The organism is Leptolyngbya sp. UWPOB_LEPTO1 (assembly GCF_017302695.1).
GTDB lineage: Bacteria > Cyanobacteriota > Cyanobacteriia > Leptolyngbyales > Leptolyngbyaceae > Leptolyngbya > Leptolyngbya boryana.
Genome location: NZ_JAFLCJ010000015.1, coordinates 1 through 16,584, shown reverse-complemented (window position 1 = coordinate 16,584; position 16,584 = coordinate 1). Strand labels below are relative to the sequence as shown.

Here is a 16,584-nt window from a genome sequence, read left to right as displayed (position 1 = left end):
AATTGATAGGCTTAATTCAAAGCAAAAGCAGCGACTTGATCAGGTGGCAGAATCGCGTCTTGAACTTTGACTGGTTTCGGAATCAGCTTGAGTTGGTAGTAGGTATCTGCAACTCTCTGTTGCTCAGCAATGATATCGTTGGTTACTGCAGTGAGTCCAAACACTCTGCGCTGTGTTGCTTTCTTGACAGCTTCTGCATCTAGCTTCAGTGCATCAGTGAGCACAGTTGCAACTTCATCACGATTCTTGTCAGACCAATTTTCTAGATTCCGAACTTCCTCTAAAATTGCTTTCAAGATTTTAGGTTGCTCGGCGGCAAACTTACGTGATGCAATATAGTAGCCGCCTAACTTATTGACATCTGTCCCATCTGCGAGCACGCGAGAATTTGTTCCTACTTCAGCTGCTGCGAAAAAAGGATCCCAAATTACCCAGGCATCTGCATCTCCTTTGACGAATGCTGCGCGAGCATCTGCTGGGGTTAAGTAGATAGGCTCGATATCGCTAAATTTTAATCCTGCCTTTTCTAGTAGTTGCACAATCAAGAAATTTGCACTTGATCCTTTAGCAAACACTACTTTTTTACCTTTGAGATCGGCAACACTCTGAATTGGTGAATCTTTAAGGACAAGTACACCATTACCTTTTGGATTCGGAGCAATCGCGGCTGCGTAAGTTAATGCGGCTCCTGCGGCTTGAGCAAAAATAGGGGGTGATTCTCCGACTGGACCAATATCGATCGCACCTGCATTAAGTGCTTCAAGCATAGGCGGGCCTGCGGGAAATTCTGTCCATTCTACTTTCACGCCTTCTGAAGCTAAGCGCTTATCAATATCGCCTTTTGTTTTGAGCAAGATCGTTGCCTTCTGAATTCCAAAGCGCACTACATTACTTGTCGGTGCTTTTGCTGCAACGGGAGAGGCGTTTGGACTGTTCGAGGCAGTCGGCGTTGTGGGAGAGCAAGCTGCGATCGCAATACTCAAACCAAACCCCAGTAAAGCAAAGCGCAGCCAAACCGGGATAGCTAACGTGCTATCCCTAAGACTAAAGGATCGACCCACAACAGATCGTAAAACAATGAAAATTCGATTGAGCATAGCTGGTTACAATGCAAAAACTAACGGTAAACTTTGGTGTGGTCAGACTGTTGTTTGACAAATGATGAAAATCCGTCAAGTTAAATCTACGTAAAATTGGTAGAGATACTGTAGATTTAACTTGACCGATAATGTCACATCCGCCTTGCAAAATCAAGATCTCTGTTGAGCGATTGCAGCCAATTGAATCGAGCTCTCAGCCATATTTTGTATCGATCTGACTTGACATTTTTGGTCAATCTGCCTGTGTGCAGTATGACGAGAATCTAGAATTTCTTTACGACTTATTCTTGACTAAGTCGGTAGATATAACGGAGAATTGCTCAGTTAGTTCGTCTAACAATTCGCTCAACTCGATGCAAAGCGAAGTACAAGACTCTGGAGACTTTTAAGCAATGACAACAACGACAAGTCTAAAAGTTCAACCGATCGCTGGACGGATTGGGGCTGAAATCGGCGAAATTGATTTGCGTGACGCTCTTACGAATGAAACGATTGGTGAGATTCGCAAAGCACTCGTACACTATAAAGTCATTTTCTTTCGAACCAGAACTTAGATGCTGATGGACAGGTTGCATTTGCGCGTCGGTTTGGTGAGGTCACAACGGCTCATCCCACAGTGCCATCGCTTGAAGGACAGCCAGAAGTTTTAGATTTGGACTACGATCGCACGGTGGCTCGCGCAAATCATTGGCATACTGATGTGACGTTTGTCGATCGCCCACCGCTCGGATCAGTTCTCAGAGCAGTAACCATTCCTCCAGTTGGTGGTGATACTGTTTGGGCAAATTCGGTCACTGCTTATCAAGATCTGCCTGAATCTCTTAGAAATCTAGCCGATCAACTTTGGGCGGTTCATAGTAATGCTTATGACTATGCGGCTCCTGCTCTAGATTTATCGGAAGAATTTAGAGCTTACCGGGAAGTGTTTACTTCAACGGTCTACGAAACAGTTCACCCGGTTGTCAGAGTGCATCCTGAGTCAGGAGAGCGGGGACTTTTTATTGGTGGATTTGTGCGGCGTTTGCAAGGGCTATCTCAAACAGAGTCCAATGATCTGATTCGATTGCTACAGTCTTATGTCACTCGCTTAGAGAATACAGTCCGCTGGCGCTGGCAAGCAGGAGATGTCGCATTTTGGGACAACCGAGCGACTCAGCACTATGCGATCGCAGACTATGGCAATCAGTCTCGCCGGATGCAGCGAGTTACTATCTCAGGAGATCTTCCGCTCAGTGTTGATGGTAAGCATAGTCAAGCCCTGAAGGGAGATTCATCTTCTTATACACCGCAAGAACCTGTCATAGCTTAATGTCAATTTGTCTCAAAGATGGGAATCGATCGTTGAATGAGGTTGAGTCACAAGCATTCACCCGCCCCAAGATGGAATTCGGGACGAAAAGATAACGTGAGCGCAGTAAAACATCCGCTTAGGATTGCTTCGCTCATCGAATTATTTTGGATGTAAAAAGACGAGAAGTACTGTCATCAAGAATAGAAACTGCATGATAATTTTTGTCTAAAAAGCTAAGGCGTTTCGGCGAAAATATGAGTGGTTTTTTGTTTTTAATGACTTTCCTACTTTTGGGCTTTATAATTCAACAAATTAAGTACAGTTGTAAAAATAGAAGCAAACTTCAACAGGTAGTTTGCTTCTATTTTCTTGCGTTATTAAGTAAATTGTTTTTAGCAATGCTTCTATCAATTTTAATAAGCGAAACTCAATTATTAATAATTTGAATTGATGAACTAATCGAAAAATCTAGAGGATTCTGAGAGCAAATCTTTAAGTTTTGAAAAGTAATTTTTTGGGGTAAAACGCCGACTTGGCGAGCAATTTACTGAATTAATCTTGTGATTTGTATATGTAATAACTTAATTGCTTTTTATCATTAATGATTGAGGAGGGATTTAATCAGTTCTAAAAATACTCCTCTTTTTTATGATGTTTAACTGACTTATTTGCTCAATATTTTTTAACAAAAATAGGCATAACACTGTTGTAAAAACTAATTTGTAGGGGATAAATGCAGTTTGAAATTCTTCCGAACTGTTCTCGTTATTTCTAATAGAAGAATTAGAAATAACAGGCTAATTTCCACTTGATGTTTTTCAGGATTTTAGGAAATATAGTATTCCCTTCTATGACTTGAGTTTTAGATTCAAATTTTCGTCAACGTTACAATTAGGAGAAGGCAATAATGGTACAAGATGCGTTTACAAAAGTGATTTCTCAGGCAGATGCTCGCGGTGACTATCTGAATCCGGGTCAGCTCGATGCTTTGCTTGGTTTGGTGCGGGATGGCAATAAGCGCATTGATGTCGTTAACCGAATTTCCGGTAGCGCATCTGCGATCGTTGCAAATGCTGCTCGCAGTCTGTTTGAAGAACAACCTCAACTGATTGCTCCAGGTGGAAATGCTTACACGAACCGTCGGGCGGCTGCTTGCTTGCGCGACTTGGAAATCATCTTGCGCTATGTCACTTATTCAATTTTCACGGGTGATGTCAGCATTTTGGAAGACCGAGCATTGAACGGCTTGCGAGAAACTTATTTGGCTTTAGGCGTTCCGGGTGCATCGGTTGCGGCTGGAATTCAAAAGCTGAAAGAAGCATCGCTGGCGATCGCAGGTGATCCCAATGGTGTTACGCAAGGAGATTGCAGCAGTCTTCTAGCGGAAGTTGCCACCTACTTCGATCGAGCAGCGGCAGCAGTTGGCTAATCAATTGCACATTTCTCTGTTTTATCTATTCATGTACACATTTAGGAGAATCTTGATCAATGTCCAAAACTCCATTAACTGAAGCGGTGAGCGCTGCTGATTCCCAAGGACGCTTTTTGAGCAGCACTGAATTTCAAGTTGCTTTTGGTCGGTTCCGCCAAGCCGCAAGCTCATTGGAAGCAGCGAAACAACTGTCGAGCAAAGCTCCGAGTTTAGCTGAAGCTGCTGCAAACGCGGTTTACCAAAAGTTCCCCTACACCACACAGTTGCAAGGTCCAAACTATGCTTCTGATGCACGCGGCAAGTCGAAGTGCGTCCGCGACATTGGCTACTACTTGCGGATTATCAGCTATGCTTTGGTTGCTGGAGGGACGGGTCCTATCGATGATTATCTGATTGGGGGTTTGTCTGAAATCAACCGTACATTCGAGCTTTCTCCAAGCTGGTACATCGAAGCTCTCAAACACATCAAATCCAATCACGGTTTGACAGGTGATCCTGCTGTGGAATTGAACTCCTACATTGATTATGTTGTCAATGCTCTGAGTTAGCAGTCTATCTCCGATACAAGTTAAAAGCGTCTAGCCCTTCATGTAGCTTAGTTGAGTTAGCTACATGAAGGTTTTCTTTTTAAGATGAGAAATGAATGTTCTGCAGCAATTTACAGAATGCTGGCTTTCAAGAGACAGATTTGCCTCAAGCTTTTGTGAATATCACGCTTCACGCAATTAGAAAGCTTAAACTCTATTTCAACCTGTTGCCTATAGCGAGTGATGCTCTGATTGCGGCTTGGAAAGATTTACCTCAATGCAAAATTATTTATTTAGAATATCTAACAGTTTGTTTTTCGTATAGTAAGATAACAGAAGATCGATCCCTGAAACTTATTCTAGGTATCAATCTTGTTGGTTTTATCAGTGGAAGCAAATTGTTAGGTTATGGCAAATTTGTATCAGCGATTCAGCAAGCAAGTGCGGTTCAAACTTCACCTGCCTGCATTTCGATCTCGTAACTTTCGACTTTATTTTTTAGGGCAAACTTTTTCTCTATCGGGAACCTTTATGACTCAAGTCGCGGTTCCTTGGTTGATTTATGATTTGACTCATTCGCCTTGGTTACTGGGTCTAGCAGGCTTTCTAGGATTTCTACCTACACTCATTCTCTTGCCTTTAGCAGGCGTATTGTCTGATCGCTGGAGTCGGCATTATATCCTAACGATCGTGCAACTCCTGGGTATGGTTGTTTCGGGTACTTTGACTGCGCTTGTCTTTACTGGGATGGCGAACTTCCAGTCTCTGCTGTTGCTGAGTGTTTTATTGGGGATGGTGAAAGGGTTAGATATGCCAATTCGTCATGCTTTTGTCAGCGAGATGGTCACAGAGCGTGAGGATCTGGCAAACGCGATCGCGCTCAATTCGATTATGCTCAGTAGTTCTCGATTGTTTGGACCTGCACTCGGTGGTATCTTGCTTGCAACGGTTGGAGCAGGCTTTTGCTTTCTATTTGATACGCTGAGCTATCTTGCAGCAATCTGGGCGCTAGCATCAATGCGGTTGAATCGCCCAGCCATCTCAAAATCGAAGGTCAGTGCTTGGAAATCGTTGAAAGAAGGATTTAACTATGTTCGGAATTTTCTGCCTGTTCGTATGATTATCTTGCTCTTGGCAATTCAAGGCGTATTTGGTATTTCTTATACGGCTTTATTGCCTGTGTTTGCAGCAGATATTCTTCGAGGCGGAGCGAGTTCGCTCGGATTTCTGAGCGCATCAGGAGCCGTGGGATCGGTGCTGGCTTGTGTTTATCTTAGTCAGCGTCGAGGCATTGCTGGATTAGAGCGAACGATTGGATTGTGTCCTGCGGTTATTGGGATCGGGTTGATTGCCTTCTCAGTATCACGATCATTTTTACTTTCTCTTGTGATTTTAGTATTTGTAGGGGCTGCGGGAACACTGCAAGTTGCATGTAGTAATACTGTGGTTCAATCGATCGTGGAGGATAGTAAACGCGGCAGAGTGATGAGCATTTATGCCATGTCTCTGGTGGGAATGATGCCGTTTAGTAACTTGATAGGAGGAACGCTTGCTCATTATCTAGGAGCACCTCAAGCGTTAATGGTCTGCGCGATCGTTTGTTTTCTCGGATCGATTTGGTATGGTCAAAAGTTGCCTGATCTGACGCGCTCAATTCAAATGGTGACTGCATCGCGTCAGAGTGTCAACCTTTAGCAACTCACTTTAGAAACTAAAGTTTGTGCGAACTGTTCCCACCAAAATCGAATCATTATTACGATTTTGCTCAGGATTAGTAATTAGAAAAACACCAGGAGTAATGCTGACGTTGTTGTTCACTTTGAACGTGTAGAACGCTTCTAGATGTAGTGAAGTATCTGAGTCAACGCGGCGAGCGGCTGTGGGAGTAGGGCGGAAATCATTACTCGTTGCTTTGGGAGGAATCCCAACAATGATCCCGCCGAGATTTCCTTTCTTAAACAGATCGGGAAATGCAACTGATATCGCTCCGTTCAGGATGGTTGCTTCGTTTTCTGCTCCTTTAACTTGGAAAGCGCGAGTATAGCCAAACCATCCTCCAATTTGGAGCGTAGGGCTTGTTTTCCAGAGAAATTGCAGCCCGAAATTATCGGAAACAGTTGCATTTTGCTGGAATGGGTTTCTCGCAAAAGCGCTTCCTGTTCCTCCTGTTAGGTTGAACCCAGTGTTGGAACCAAAGTACTTGCGTCCATAGCTCAACGCAATATCAAAGTTGCGACTCGGCGTAAAAGTGAGTTGGCTATAAAGCAGATTATTGCCGCTAAAAATTCCTCGTCCTGCATTAGGATTTGGAGCTTGAGTATCATCGGTTAAGTAGCCTAAGCCGAATCTAAGCTGCGGACTAAACTGATGAGACACCCCAACACCTGCACCGTCAAAACCAGGTCGATAGATGGTTGGATTGTGAGTTGCGAATCGAGAAATAGCACCATTTGCACCTCCGATCAATGGATTGAGATTCGGTGCAAATACAACAGGCTGAAGCTGACGAGTTCCAACCCAAACCGTGGTCTGATTTCCGAGTGGAAATCGGTAGTGGAGAGAGTCGAGATATAAGGAACTCTCTGGAAAACTGCTTCTGTCGATCGTTAAACGAGTTTCAGCTGTTCCCGTTGACGTTTGTAGATTGGGAACGTTATTGGCAGCAAGACGAGTAAAGAGCAAATCTTTACCCGTGAAGCTCGTCAAGAGAGACAGCCTCACCCGATAGGCAAAGAAAGCTTGAGTGTCATCTTTGGTATCGTTTGCAGCAGTATTGTTTGCGCGATTTCCAAAGGTATCAGCCGCAATGAAAATTGCATCCCCTTGCAGTTTCGTTGTGGTCGAAAATTGTTGTTTCTCTAGTGTCGTAGTTCGTGCTTCTAGCTTATCGACCCGCCCCCGCAAGGTTGCTAATTCTGTCGCAAACTGTTCTTGTAATTTTTGTAGGGTTGCTAAATCTTCTTTCTTAACTAAATCTGCTGTCGCTGCTGCAATCAGTTCATTGACTCGATCGAGGCAAGCATTCAGTCCGGCTGCAAACTCATAGCGAGTCAGTGCACGATTGCCGCGATAAGTGCGATCGGGATATCCGGCAATGCACCCATAGCGTTCGACCAAAGACTGTAGTGCTTGAAAAGCCCAATCGGTTGGTCGAACATCCGAAAGCTGAGAAACCGAGGTGACTTGATTCGACAGTCGATTGATGGGCTGCACAGTTGAGTCAAGAGATTGCTCGATTTGAGAAACGCTTGGAGTAGGTAGATTTGAGCGAGTCTGCTCAATCGGTAACGGAGTGACCTCTGAAGCCGCTGCTTTCGTGGCATGACTGGTTGATGCCAGCAAAATACCAGTACTTAGAAACAGTGACCAAGAGAATCGAGAATTCCATGAAATTTTCAACATTCAATAACCTCACATCCAAATTTGCAAACATCGCTAAGGACAAGGGCAAGTACGATTCAAAGCAAGAATGATTTGATCTCACTGCTGAAATTCGGCAGCAAGAGATCCGCTTTGTGGTAGGACAGTACTTTGGTCGAAGGCGCACTTCAAGCGGCGTAGAAGCACCCCTTCAATTGATGCGATCGACACGAGTAATACGATTAACCGAGTCTTAAAACCACTGTAAATCTATAGGTATTAAGTAGTTTTATTCGTTCAGAGTATCGTTTCACAAGCTTTTCTATAAATCAAGCTAAATTGAATACATTTTCCCGGAGAGACTCGTTTCAGGCTCAAACAACTGTAATGATTCTGCAGATAAATTGTGACAGCGATCGCAATTATTCATAAAGGAAAGGTTGATTTATTCATGGAAATAGGCTCATAATACTACTTAATCTCTATCGATTCACCGTAGTACAAGAGCAAGGAAAAATTCTTAAACCTCTTATCCTAGACGGAGTGTGTGGACTAGTCGCCAATTAGCTTCATGTGCATCCCGTGATTCGGAGATTAGAATTCTTGTTTCATGAAAAATCCCTCTTGCTTCGCGACATCGTTGGGGGATGTTCCAGAGCGAGAGGGAACCGTTGATTGAGTTTTGCTTGAAGGGACTTCAAGAGTGATGTGACGATCGCGCACTATCTTATGAGTGTGACCGAACTGCTATCGACAGTTCGGTGATCTCAGCGATAGTCGCGCGATTTTATCTCCTCTCTTGAAGAATCGAAAGCTAGTCGCTGATCCGAGGTTCAGCCAGGTTGAGTTCGATCGCTCGAATGTATGCTGGGTTGTTCAGCGCATCAGATGAAACTTGTTTCGCTTGAATGCCAGCTTTGACGATATCGTGAGCCGTAATGCGTCCTGTTGCAAGCTCCCAAGAGAGTTGGCTACCGCTAGGAATGCCCTCAAGGTAGCCACTGCGGGCGAGATTGGACAGGTTAAAGGCACTTGCGCCTGCGACGTTGCTAGGAATATTGGGAGTCACGATCGCAACTGATTTTTCAGATGCACCTACTTTTGTAATTGGAGCCAGCGCAAAACAGAGCGACAGCACAGTCATGCCGCCAGCAAGTTTCTTGTATCTCATGGAAAAATCTCCTAACTAATAGATGGACTAGTCGCCAACTCGAACTATCGTTACATTTCTATTCTTCTCTAGATTTCTAGAGAAGAAATGTTTTTGGCGCGATGTTTTGCAGCGAATCGGGTCTTGAGTATTAGTTGTGTGCATTTATCTGTGAGCTTTGATATTGAGATAAATGTTGTCTCAATATCAGACTTTCCAAGGGTTTCAGCTTCTTTGCGATCGATATCAGACTGATATGAAGCTGTAAATTCATCGAGAGAAAGTAATGCCAGAAAGTAAATCTACTAATAATTCTTATAGTTAATTGTGCTGCTATGGACAGCTTTTAACTATCCCGCTTTACTGTAGTTTCTTTGTGATTCAGGAGTTTTTTTATGGTGCTTACTCCTTCAATAATGCTGACTTTAGGAGCATTGGCAGCCGATTTTCAACTTCCCGATGTTGTGACGGGTCAGACGATTACTCTTGCTGATTTTGCTGACAAGAAAGCCTTGCTCGTTTTGTTTATCAGTCGTCACTGCCCGTATGTGCAACATATCAAATACGAGCTTGCCCAATTGGGACAAGATACGCGCGATCGAGGTCTTGGAATTGTTGCGATTAGTTCCAATGATGTGATGACTCATCCTGATGATGCACCCGATTCTTTAAAGGAGTTTGCTGAGGAACTCACCTTATCTTTTCCGCTTTTGTTCGATGAAAGTCAGCAGACAGCGAAAGACTATTTTGCAGCTTGCACTCCCGACATTTTTCTATTTGATCAAGGTCGTCGCTTAGTTTACCGTGGGCAATTAGATGATAGTCGTCCAAGAAATGATATTCCGGTAACGGGCAAAGATTTAAGAGCCGCGATCGCAGCAGTGCTCTCTGACCGACCTGTTGCTTATGACCAGAAGCCGAGCATCGGATGCAACATCAAATGGAAGCTAGGAAATGAGCCAGTTTATTTCAAAGTGGCGGTCAGCACTCCTGTTTCTTAGGCGCTCTGAAAATCGATGAACGAATGACGAGTGAACTCAGTTAACCTCTTTCTGTAAAGTAAGGATCAACGCGAAACTATGGCAATTGAATTGAACTTGGCTGGAAAATCTGCGATCGTCACTGGAGGAAGTGCAGGAATTGGGTTGGCGATCGCAAAAGCTCTCTATCATGAAGGCGTGAATGTGGCGATCGTGGCTCGTGATGCTCAGCGGCTCGAAAGCGCTATCTCAGAGATTCTTGAACTCCCAGAGCAAGGCAATCGAGTGATTTCAATTCGCGCAGATTTGACCCAAGCAGAAAGTATTGAGAAAGTTGTTTCTCAAGCGATCGCAGAATTTGGGCAAATTGACATTTTGATCAACAATGCGGGATCAGCACGAGCGGGATCATTGCTCGATCTTGAAGATGAGGCATTTATTGATGCCTGGAACTTAAAATTGCTCGGTTATATTCGCCTAGTCAAAGCAGTCATTCCTGATTTCATTAGTCGTCGCGATGGACGCATCGTGAATATTATTGGTGGTGCTGGCAGAACGCCCCGCGCTAATTTCCTGCCGGGTGGAACAACAAACGCTGCGTTACTCAACTTCACGAGAGGCATTGCGAAAGAACTCGCTGCATATAATGTGAGAATCAATGCAATCTCACCAGGATTTACTGCAACTGAACGAGCCGATCGATTAGCTGCGCAAAATGCTCGCGATCGCGGTATCACGGTCGAAGAAGCCAAAGCAGAAACGATCAAGGCAATTCCTCTCGGAAGAATTGTGCAGCCTGAAGAGATTGCTGCATTAGCGCTGTTTTTAGTTTCCGATCGCGCTGCTTCAATTACAGGCAGCGAAATTTTGGTGGATGGCGGTCAAACGCCTGGGGTCTAGAACGAAATGGTTTCAACTCCTCTAACGCCTTTGACCGGATTGCTGCTTTTCGGTACTGCCTTTATCGCAGGAGGACTGAATTCAGTCGCAGGTGGCGGAAGCTTTATCACCTTTCCCACCTTGATGTTTACAGGAATCAATCCAGTTGTTGCAAACGCGACGAACAATACTGCAATTTGGGTTGCAGCGCTAGCCAGTGCAGGAGCTTACCGAAAAGATCTAGGTGTTCCTAGAAAACAACTCATCTTACTGTGTGGTGTGAGCCTAATGGGAGGAGTGATTGGCTCGATCGCATTGCTCTTTACGTCACCGGATGTCTTCAAGAAATTGATCCCTTACTTGTTGTTGGTCGCAACGCTCGTGTTTACTTTTGGAGAACCTGTTAAGAAGTGGTTGCAGCGTCAAGATCAGAATCCTTCAACTGCGCCGCCACTGTTGAATGTGATCCTGGCGCAGCTTGCGATCGCTATCTATGGCGGCTTTTTTGGGGCAGGCTTAGGCATTTTGATGCTGGCAACACTGTCATTTTTGGGAATTAAAAGCATTCACAGTATGAACGCTTTCAAGACGTTTTTGGGAAGCTGCATCAATGGAATTGCGATCATCCCTTTCATATTTGCAGGGGTGATTGCTTGGCAGCAAGCGACTGTGATGGCGATTGGAGGCTCGCTAGGTGCCTACTTGTGCGTTCACTATGTCCGAAAACTGAAGCCTCAAGTGATTCGGAACTTTGTGATTTTGGTTGCGGTGAGTATGACCATCTATTTTTTCGTGCAAAACTGAATGCAGATGATATGCAGCCAGAAAGTCTAGATTACGATCTCATTAAGAAATAACACGGTCATAGTAAACAGGTGGAAACTGGCATGAAGCATCTATGCATTATTTTCAATCTGGATGGTACGTTAGTTGATGTTGAGAAACTTTATGTTACCCAAACGCGATCGTTAGCCAGTTTGTATCATGATTTTAGAGGTTGCAATCTTAGAAGTTAAACCCGGACTCGCACAGCAGTTTGAAGCAGCGTTCCAAACTGCTGTGCCCATTATTGCTTCAATGTCTGGATATATTTCTCACGAACTGCAAAGCTGTGTCGAAACTCCAAATCGTTATATTTTGCTAGTACGTTGGCAAACTTTAGAAGATCATACAATCGGTTTTAGGCAATCCAAAGAGTATCAGCAATGGCGATCTCTTCTACATCACTTCTATGATCCTTTTCCTACTGTGGAACACTATCAAATCGTGGAATCGAAGTAGTATCTTTTTTGCGATCGCCAATCCTAAAACTAATTTGCGGCATAGGGACGTGTCAACTGGCTCAGCTTATGGGCTGTATCCTGGTCACTATTGTTTTGTCTGCCATATCCCCAACCTAATGTGCGGCGATATTCGCCCATAATTCCGCGATCGATTAACTCATCCTCATCGACTTCAACTTTCGTATGCGATTCAGGTGCAACATACAGCGCATCCGCAGGACAATACGCCTCACACATGAAACAGGTTTGACAATCTTCTTGACGTGCAATGACAGGCGGTTGATCAAGAACCGCATCAAAGACATTCGTAGGGCACACTTGCACACAGATATTGCAAGTGATGCAACGTTTGGTACTAATTAGTTCGATCATGATCTTGCTCCAGCAAATACAGTTTGAGGAGTAGCAACTGCTTCCGAAATCCAATCGCGTCTTACCCAAAGTTGATCCAAGCCACCTGTTGCTAGATAGTAACGCTGATGGGGATCGGTTTCTGGATAATCCACGCGAATATGACCGCTCCGGGTTTCCTGACGATGCAATGCGCTAAAGTATGCCCATCGTGCTACAGCCGTGAGGGCTGCGGCTCGGCGTGAAAATTCGATATCTCGGACGGTTTCTTGTTTAGCAGTGCCTTGCACTTGTTGCCAGAGTGTTTCTAGTTGATTGAGAGAAGTCTGGAGCCCCTGTTCAGAGCGGAAGTAGTTCTTCTCTAGTGGGAAGACCTCATCCTGAACACCTCGCACGATCGCATCACTATCAAAAGGCTCGGCTGTGGAGGAATGCGATCGTAATCCTGCTTGACCAGCAGGACGCGCAACTCGCTCATGCGCATGAGTTCCGAGACTCTTCGCGAAAGCGGCTGCACCTTCTCCAGCCCATTGCCCGGTTGAGATTGCCCATGCTGCATTCGGGCCACCGCCACCTGAGCCTAACCCTGCAAGAAATTCGCGTGATGCAGCATCACCTGCCGCATAAAGCCCTGGAACCGTCGTTGCACAACTCTCATCTACAATCCGAATTCCACCTGTTCCCCGTACCGTTCCTTCTAAGAGCAATGTAACGGGCACTCGTTCTGTGTAGGGATCAATCTCTGCTTTCTTATAGGGTAGAAATGCGATGAAATGGGACTTTTCAATCACAGCTTTCACTTCAGGTGTCGCACGATCGAGTTGTGCATAGACCTGACCTTTGAGTAAAGCATTTGGCAAAAAGGAAGGATCACGCCGACCATTGACATAGCCTCCGAGATTATGACCTGCTTCATCTGTGTAGGTTGCCCAACCAAAAGGAACGCCCCGCGTGACGGTAGCATTGAACGCTGTTGAGATCGCATAGTGGCTCGATGCTTCCATACTCGATAGTTCGCCACCTACTTCTGCCGCCATGAGCATTCCATCGCCTGTATTGGTATTGCATCCTAGGACTTTACTCAAGAAAGCACAGCCCCCGTTTGCGAGCACGACTGCACCTGCACGAACAGTATAAGCTCGATGCTGTTGACGTTGAACTCCTCTTGCACCTGCTACTGAACCATCATTCGCAAGTAAAAGCTCTAGGGCAGGACTTTGATCGAGAATCTGCACACCTGCGCGCAGCAGAGTTTTGCGAAGAATCCGCATGTATTCAGGCCCATAGTAGCTCTGACGCACAGATTGACCATTCTCTTGTGGAAAGCGATAGCCCCAATCTTCGACTAAGGGTAAACTCAGCCAAGTTTTTTCGATGACTCGCTCAATCCATCTCAAATTTGCGAGGGTTTGTCCTGCTTGATAGCGTTCCCATAAAACAGTATTCCAATTTTCTGGCGAAGGAGCCATAATGCCATTCCCACTCGCGGCAGCAGCTCCGCTCGTGCCTAAAAAGCCTTTATCAGCGACAATGACACTCGCACTTTGAGAAGCTGCTGCCCACGCTGCCCATGCAGCAGCAGGCCCACCACCGATCACAAGAACATCGGCAGTTAAATAAAGCTCATTTTCACGGTTAATACTCACGATTCTGATGTTCCCTGAAAGGCTAGAGTGAGTGCTCGTTCTACGATCGCACTATTGATTAATTCTGCGGTTAGCACACAGATTTCCTGACTATTACATGAGTCGCTTGCAGAAACAAGTCTAACCGGATACAAATTATACGTTAACCATAATATTAGAGTTTCTAACTATTTTTGAATTATTGTGGAGTATAGCTGAATCATCTCAATTGATTCCAACTCAGAGAAATAGAGAAAGACTGAATTCTATACCCTGAACTATGGCAAATCGGAAACTGGTGATTTTTGATTGTGATGGAGTATTGGTAGATAGTGAGCAGATTCTGCATCGCGTGTTTGCGGAAATGTTGACTGAAGTTGGCTTGCCAATTACGTACGAAGAAACGACTCGGCAGTTTATGGGACAATCACTTGCAACTTGCATAGCGCTGATCGAACAATCCTATCAAAAAACATTGCCCAAAGATTTTATTGAACGGTGCAAAGCACGAGAATTTGCTGTATTGCGTCAAGAGTTACAACCTGTTTCTGGTATTGCTGGCGCTTTAGAGAGAATTACTTTGCCAAAATGCGTGGCATCGAACAGTAGTCATCGTCATATTCAGCTAGTTTTGACCCTAACTCAGCTGTTGGCTCACTTTGATGGAAAACTCTATAGTTCTCATGATGTCGATCGTCCTAAACCGTTTCCAGATGTGTATCTTCATGCAGCACAGCAAATGGGGTTTCAGCCTGAAGAGTGTGTTGTGATTGAAGATTCTATTCCAGGGGTGCAGGCAGCATATGCGGCTGGAATGACCGTTTTCGGCTATATCTCACATCAGCCAATTGAAACACATCGAGATGCGCTAGTCGCAGCAGGAGCGAATGTTGTTTTTGAACAGATGCAACAATTGCCAAATTTGATTGATGCTATCAAATCACCTCACTAATTCTTTGATCGCTTGATCACATTTTCTATTCTTTTTTTGCTTTACTTGAGCGGTTTCCAGCAACATAAAATGATTGTCAATTCATAAAAAAAGTAGTAAGGTTTTTTCAGCAACGATTCGTTTTTTGGAATGTAATTGGATTGAGTGGAAACATTCCGAATTTGCAGATTTTGAAGGTTCTAGTTGCTGAAAGATTGCGAGCTTCCGAGTCACGAACTGATAAAGTTTGAGAGCTAAATGTGTATCTATATGGGGTAGATAGGCAGATTTCTTTAAACGATCAATCTTACAACTACAACTTTTGCTGCAGACCAAACTTTGAAGACTCTAAAGGAGACTCTAGACATGGGTTATAAGCATATTGAAGTCAAGCCTGTCAGTACTTACATTGGTGCTGAAATTGGCGGTGTGAATCTTGCTCAACCTCTTTCTGAAGATGAAGTGAAAGAGATTCGTAAGGCATTGTTGAAGTGGAAGGTGGTCTTTTTTCGGGGTCAGAATGTTGATCATGCAGGACAAGTTGAGTTTACTTCTCGTTTCGGTGAAGTAACATTTGCACATCCTTTGGGAGAGCCAGAACCAGTACCAGGCTTTCCGCAGCTTAAGCCTGTCGATCGCAAAATCTATGAAAGACAATATGGTTTTCGCACAGGTGGCCCTTGGCACACTGATGTCACGGCTGCTATCAATCCGCCTGCTGCATCAATCTTAAGAGCCGTCAATGTTCCTGATGTTGGCGGAGATACGCAGTGGACAAATCTTGTGGCTGCTTATGAAGGGCTTTCTGCACCATTGAAAGCATTAGCCGATACTTTGAAAGCGGAACATCGCTTCAATGGTGGAGGCTATCAGCCCAGTAACTCAAAGTTTACTGAACGTATTGCCGTGAATCCTTTGGCTTCGATTCATCCCGTTGTGCGAGTGCATCCTGAAACGGGTGAACGTGCTTTATTTGTGAATCCTGGCTTTGTTTCGCGCATTGTGGATGTCTCACCTGATGAGAGCAAGCTGCTGCTAGAGTTGTTCTTTAAGCAAATTACGAAACCTGCTTATACAACTCGGTTCCGCTGGCAGAATGGAGACATCGCGTTCTGGGATAACCGTGCAACCGCGCATCTGGCTCCTCAAGACTTGGATCATGTCGAAGTCGATCGACTGCTCTACCGTACAACCATTACGGGAGATGTGCCAGTTGGAGTGGATGGCTCTCGCTCAGAAGTCTTGCATGGAGAAGTGTTTGATGCAGAAGTACCGTCTGTTTTCAAACAGAAAGCTGAGCAACATGCTGGAGCATCTGCATGAACGATCGTGCTCTGATGAATTGTGGTGTGATTAAGCGATGACCTTTTACTCTGGGCTGTCTTTCGGCAGTCCAGTTCTTTAGTAATTTGAGGAATATAATGATGAGTCAAACTCAATGGACGGCAGTTGATAACTATATTACTGATTTGCTTGTGCCTTCTGATCCGGCTTTATACCAAATCTCCAAAATATGACTACAGATGATATAACTCAGATGTAGCATTCCGTCAGCGACGATGGCAGGCGTTTACAAGCTAGAGATTCAAGAAAGCGCTGAAGAACTGAAACAACTACTCAGGGCACAAACCACGGCGACAGGTAAAGAACGGCTCCAGGTGCTGTATCTGTTGCA

Annotated in this window: 15 protein-coding genes and 1 pseudogene; 11 read left to right on the top strand and 5 right to left on the bottom strand. The window is 44.7% G+C overall.

Going from position 1 to position 16,584, the window contains the following annotated elements:
* Window positions 1-11: 11 nt before the first annotated feature.
* Window positions 12-1,097, bottom strand: coding sequence for an aliphatic sulfonate ABC transporter substrate-binding protein (locus J0L70_RS20970; RefSeq protein WP_287455754.1), 1,086 nt, complete (start codon window positions 1,095-1,097; stop codon window positions 12-14).
* 395 nt (window positions 1,098-1,492) lie between these two features.
* Here J0L70_RS20970 and J0L70_RS20965 point away from each other — a divergent pair, with 395 nt between their 5' ends.
* The 5 genes and pseudogenes from J0L70_RS20965 (at window position 1,493) to J0L70_RS20945 (ending at window position 6,045) form a co-directional block, all read left to right on the top strand.
* Window positions 1,493-1,654 carry a hypothetical protein gene (locus tag J0L70_RS20965; protein ID WP_287455753.1) on the top strand — a complete coding sequence of 54 codons (162 nt, stop codon included), beginning with the start codon at window positions 1,493-1,495 and terminating at the stop codon, window positions 1,652-1,654.
* A gap of 38 nt (window positions 1,655-1,692) precedes the next feature.
* Window positions 1,693-2,409: pseudogene (locus tag J0L70_RS20960) on the top strand (TauD/TfdA dioxygenase family protein); the annotation flags it as partial.
* A gap of 889 nt (window positions 2,410-3,298) precedes the next feature.
* Window positions 3,299-3,820, top strand: coding sequence for a C-phycocyanin subunit beta (cpcB, locus tag J0L70_RS20955; RefSeq protein ID WP_017290859.1), 522 nt, complete (start codon window positions 3,299-3,301; stop codon window positions 3,818-3,820).
* Between the two features lie 59 nt (window positions 3,821-3,879).
* Window positions 3,880-4,371, top strand: coding sequence for a C-phycocyanin subunit alpha (gene cpcA, locus J0L70_RS20950; protein ID WP_017290858.1), 492 nt, complete (start codon window positions 3,880-3,882; stop codon window positions 4,369-4,371).
* 387 nt (window positions 4,372-4,758) lie between these two features.
* A complete protein-coding gene (locus J0L70_RS20945; protein WP_287455752.1) occupies window positions 4,759-6,045 on the top strand; it encodes an MFS transporter in 1,287 nt (428 codons plus the stop codon).
* Window positions 6,046-6,054: 9 nt separating this feature from the next.
* Here J0L70_RS20945 and J0L70_RS20940 read toward each other — a convergent pair whose 3' ends face one another.
* Window positions 6,055-7,752: an iron uptake porin gene (locus J0L70_RS20940; protein WP_287455751.1), complete on the bottom strand. Its 1,698-nt coding sequence runs from the start codon at window positions 7,750-7,752 to the stop codon at window positions 6,055-6,057.
* 772 nt (window positions 7,753-8,524) lie between these two features.
* Window positions 8,525-8,881, bottom strand: a complete 357-nt coding sequence (locus J0L70_RS20935; protein ID WP_287455750.1) for a hypothetical protein — start codon at window positions 8,879-8,881, stop codon at window positions 8,525-8,527.
* A gap of 374 nt (window positions 8,882-9,255) precedes the next feature.
* Between J0L70_RS20935 and J0L70_RS20930 the strand changes: the two genes are divergently transcribed.
* The 4 genes from J0L70_RS20930 to J0L70_RS20915 all read left to right on the top strand — a co-directional run bounded on the left by J0L70_RS20930 (window position 9,256) and on the right by J0L70_RS20915 (window position 12,000).
* Window positions 9,256-9,861, top strand: a complete 606-nt coding sequence (locus J0L70_RS20930; RefSeq protein WP_287455749.1) for a thioredoxin family protein — start codon at window positions 9,256-9,258, stop codon at window positions 9,859-9,861.
* A gap of 78 nt (window positions 9,862-9,939) precedes the next feature.
* Window positions 9,940-10,740: an SDR family oxidoreductase gene (locus tag J0L70_RS20925; RefSeq protein WP_287455748.1), complete on the top strand. Its 801-nt coding sequence runs from the start codon at window positions 9,940-9,942 to the stop codon at window positions 10,738-10,740.
* A 6-nt stretch (window positions 10,741-10,746) separates the two neighbouring features.
* Window positions 10,747-11,523 carry a sulfite exporter TauE/SafE family protein gene (locus tag J0L70_RS20920; protein ID WP_287455747.1) on the top strand — a complete coding sequence of 259 codons (777 nt, stop codon included), beginning with the start codon at window positions 10,747-10,749 and terminating at the stop codon, window positions 11,521-11,523.
* Between the two features lie 180 nt (window positions 11,524-11,703).
* On the top strand, window positions 11,704-12,000 hold the full coding sequence (locus J0L70_RS20915) for an antibiotic biosynthesis monooxygenase family protein (RefSeq protein ID WP_190648409.1): 297 nt from the start codon (window positions 11,704-11,706) through the stop codon (window positions 11,998-12,000).
* Window positions 12,001-12,029: 29 nt separating this feature from the next.
* Here the strand turns inward: J0L70_RS20915 and J0L70_RS20910 are convergent, their stop codons facing one another.
* Together J0L70_RS20910 and J0L70_RS20905 are read right to left on the bottom strand one after the other, a co-directional pair.
* Window positions 12,030-12,374, bottom strand: coding sequence for a 4Fe-4S dicluster domain-containing protein (locus tag J0L70_RS20910; protein WP_287455746.1), 345 nt, complete (start codon window positions 12,372-12,374; stop codon window positions 12,030-12,032).
* On the bottom strand, window positions 12,371-13,999 hold the full coding sequence (locus tag J0L70_RS20905) for an FAD-binding protein (RefSeq protein WP_287455745.1): 1,629 nt from the start codon (window positions 13,997-13,999) through the stop codon (window positions 12,371-12,373). Before J0L70_RS20905 ends, J0L70_RS20910 begins: the two co-directional genes overlap by 4 nt.
* A 259-nt stretch (window positions 14,000-14,258) precedes the next feature.
* On the opposite strand from J0L70_RS20905, the gene J0L70_RS20900 reads away from it, so the two are divergent.
* Both J0L70_RS20900 and J0L70_RS20895 read left to right on the top strand, forming a co-directional pair.
* Complete coding sequence (locus J0L70_RS20900) at window positions 14,259-14,930, top strand: HAD family hydrolase (RefSeq protein ID WP_287455744.1); 672 nt, start codon at window positions 14,259-14,261, stop codon at window positions 14,928-14,930.
* A 345-nt stretch (window positions 14,931-15,275) separates the two neighbouring features.
* The gene (locus J0L70_RS20895) at window positions 15,276-16,232 is read left to right on the top strand and encodes a TauD/TfdA dioxygenase family protein (RefSeq protein ID WP_287455743.1); all 957 of its coding nucleotides are present in this window, start codon (window positions 15,276-15,278) and stop codon (window positions 16,230-16,232) included.
* Window positions 16,233-16,584: the final 352 nt, after the last annotated feature.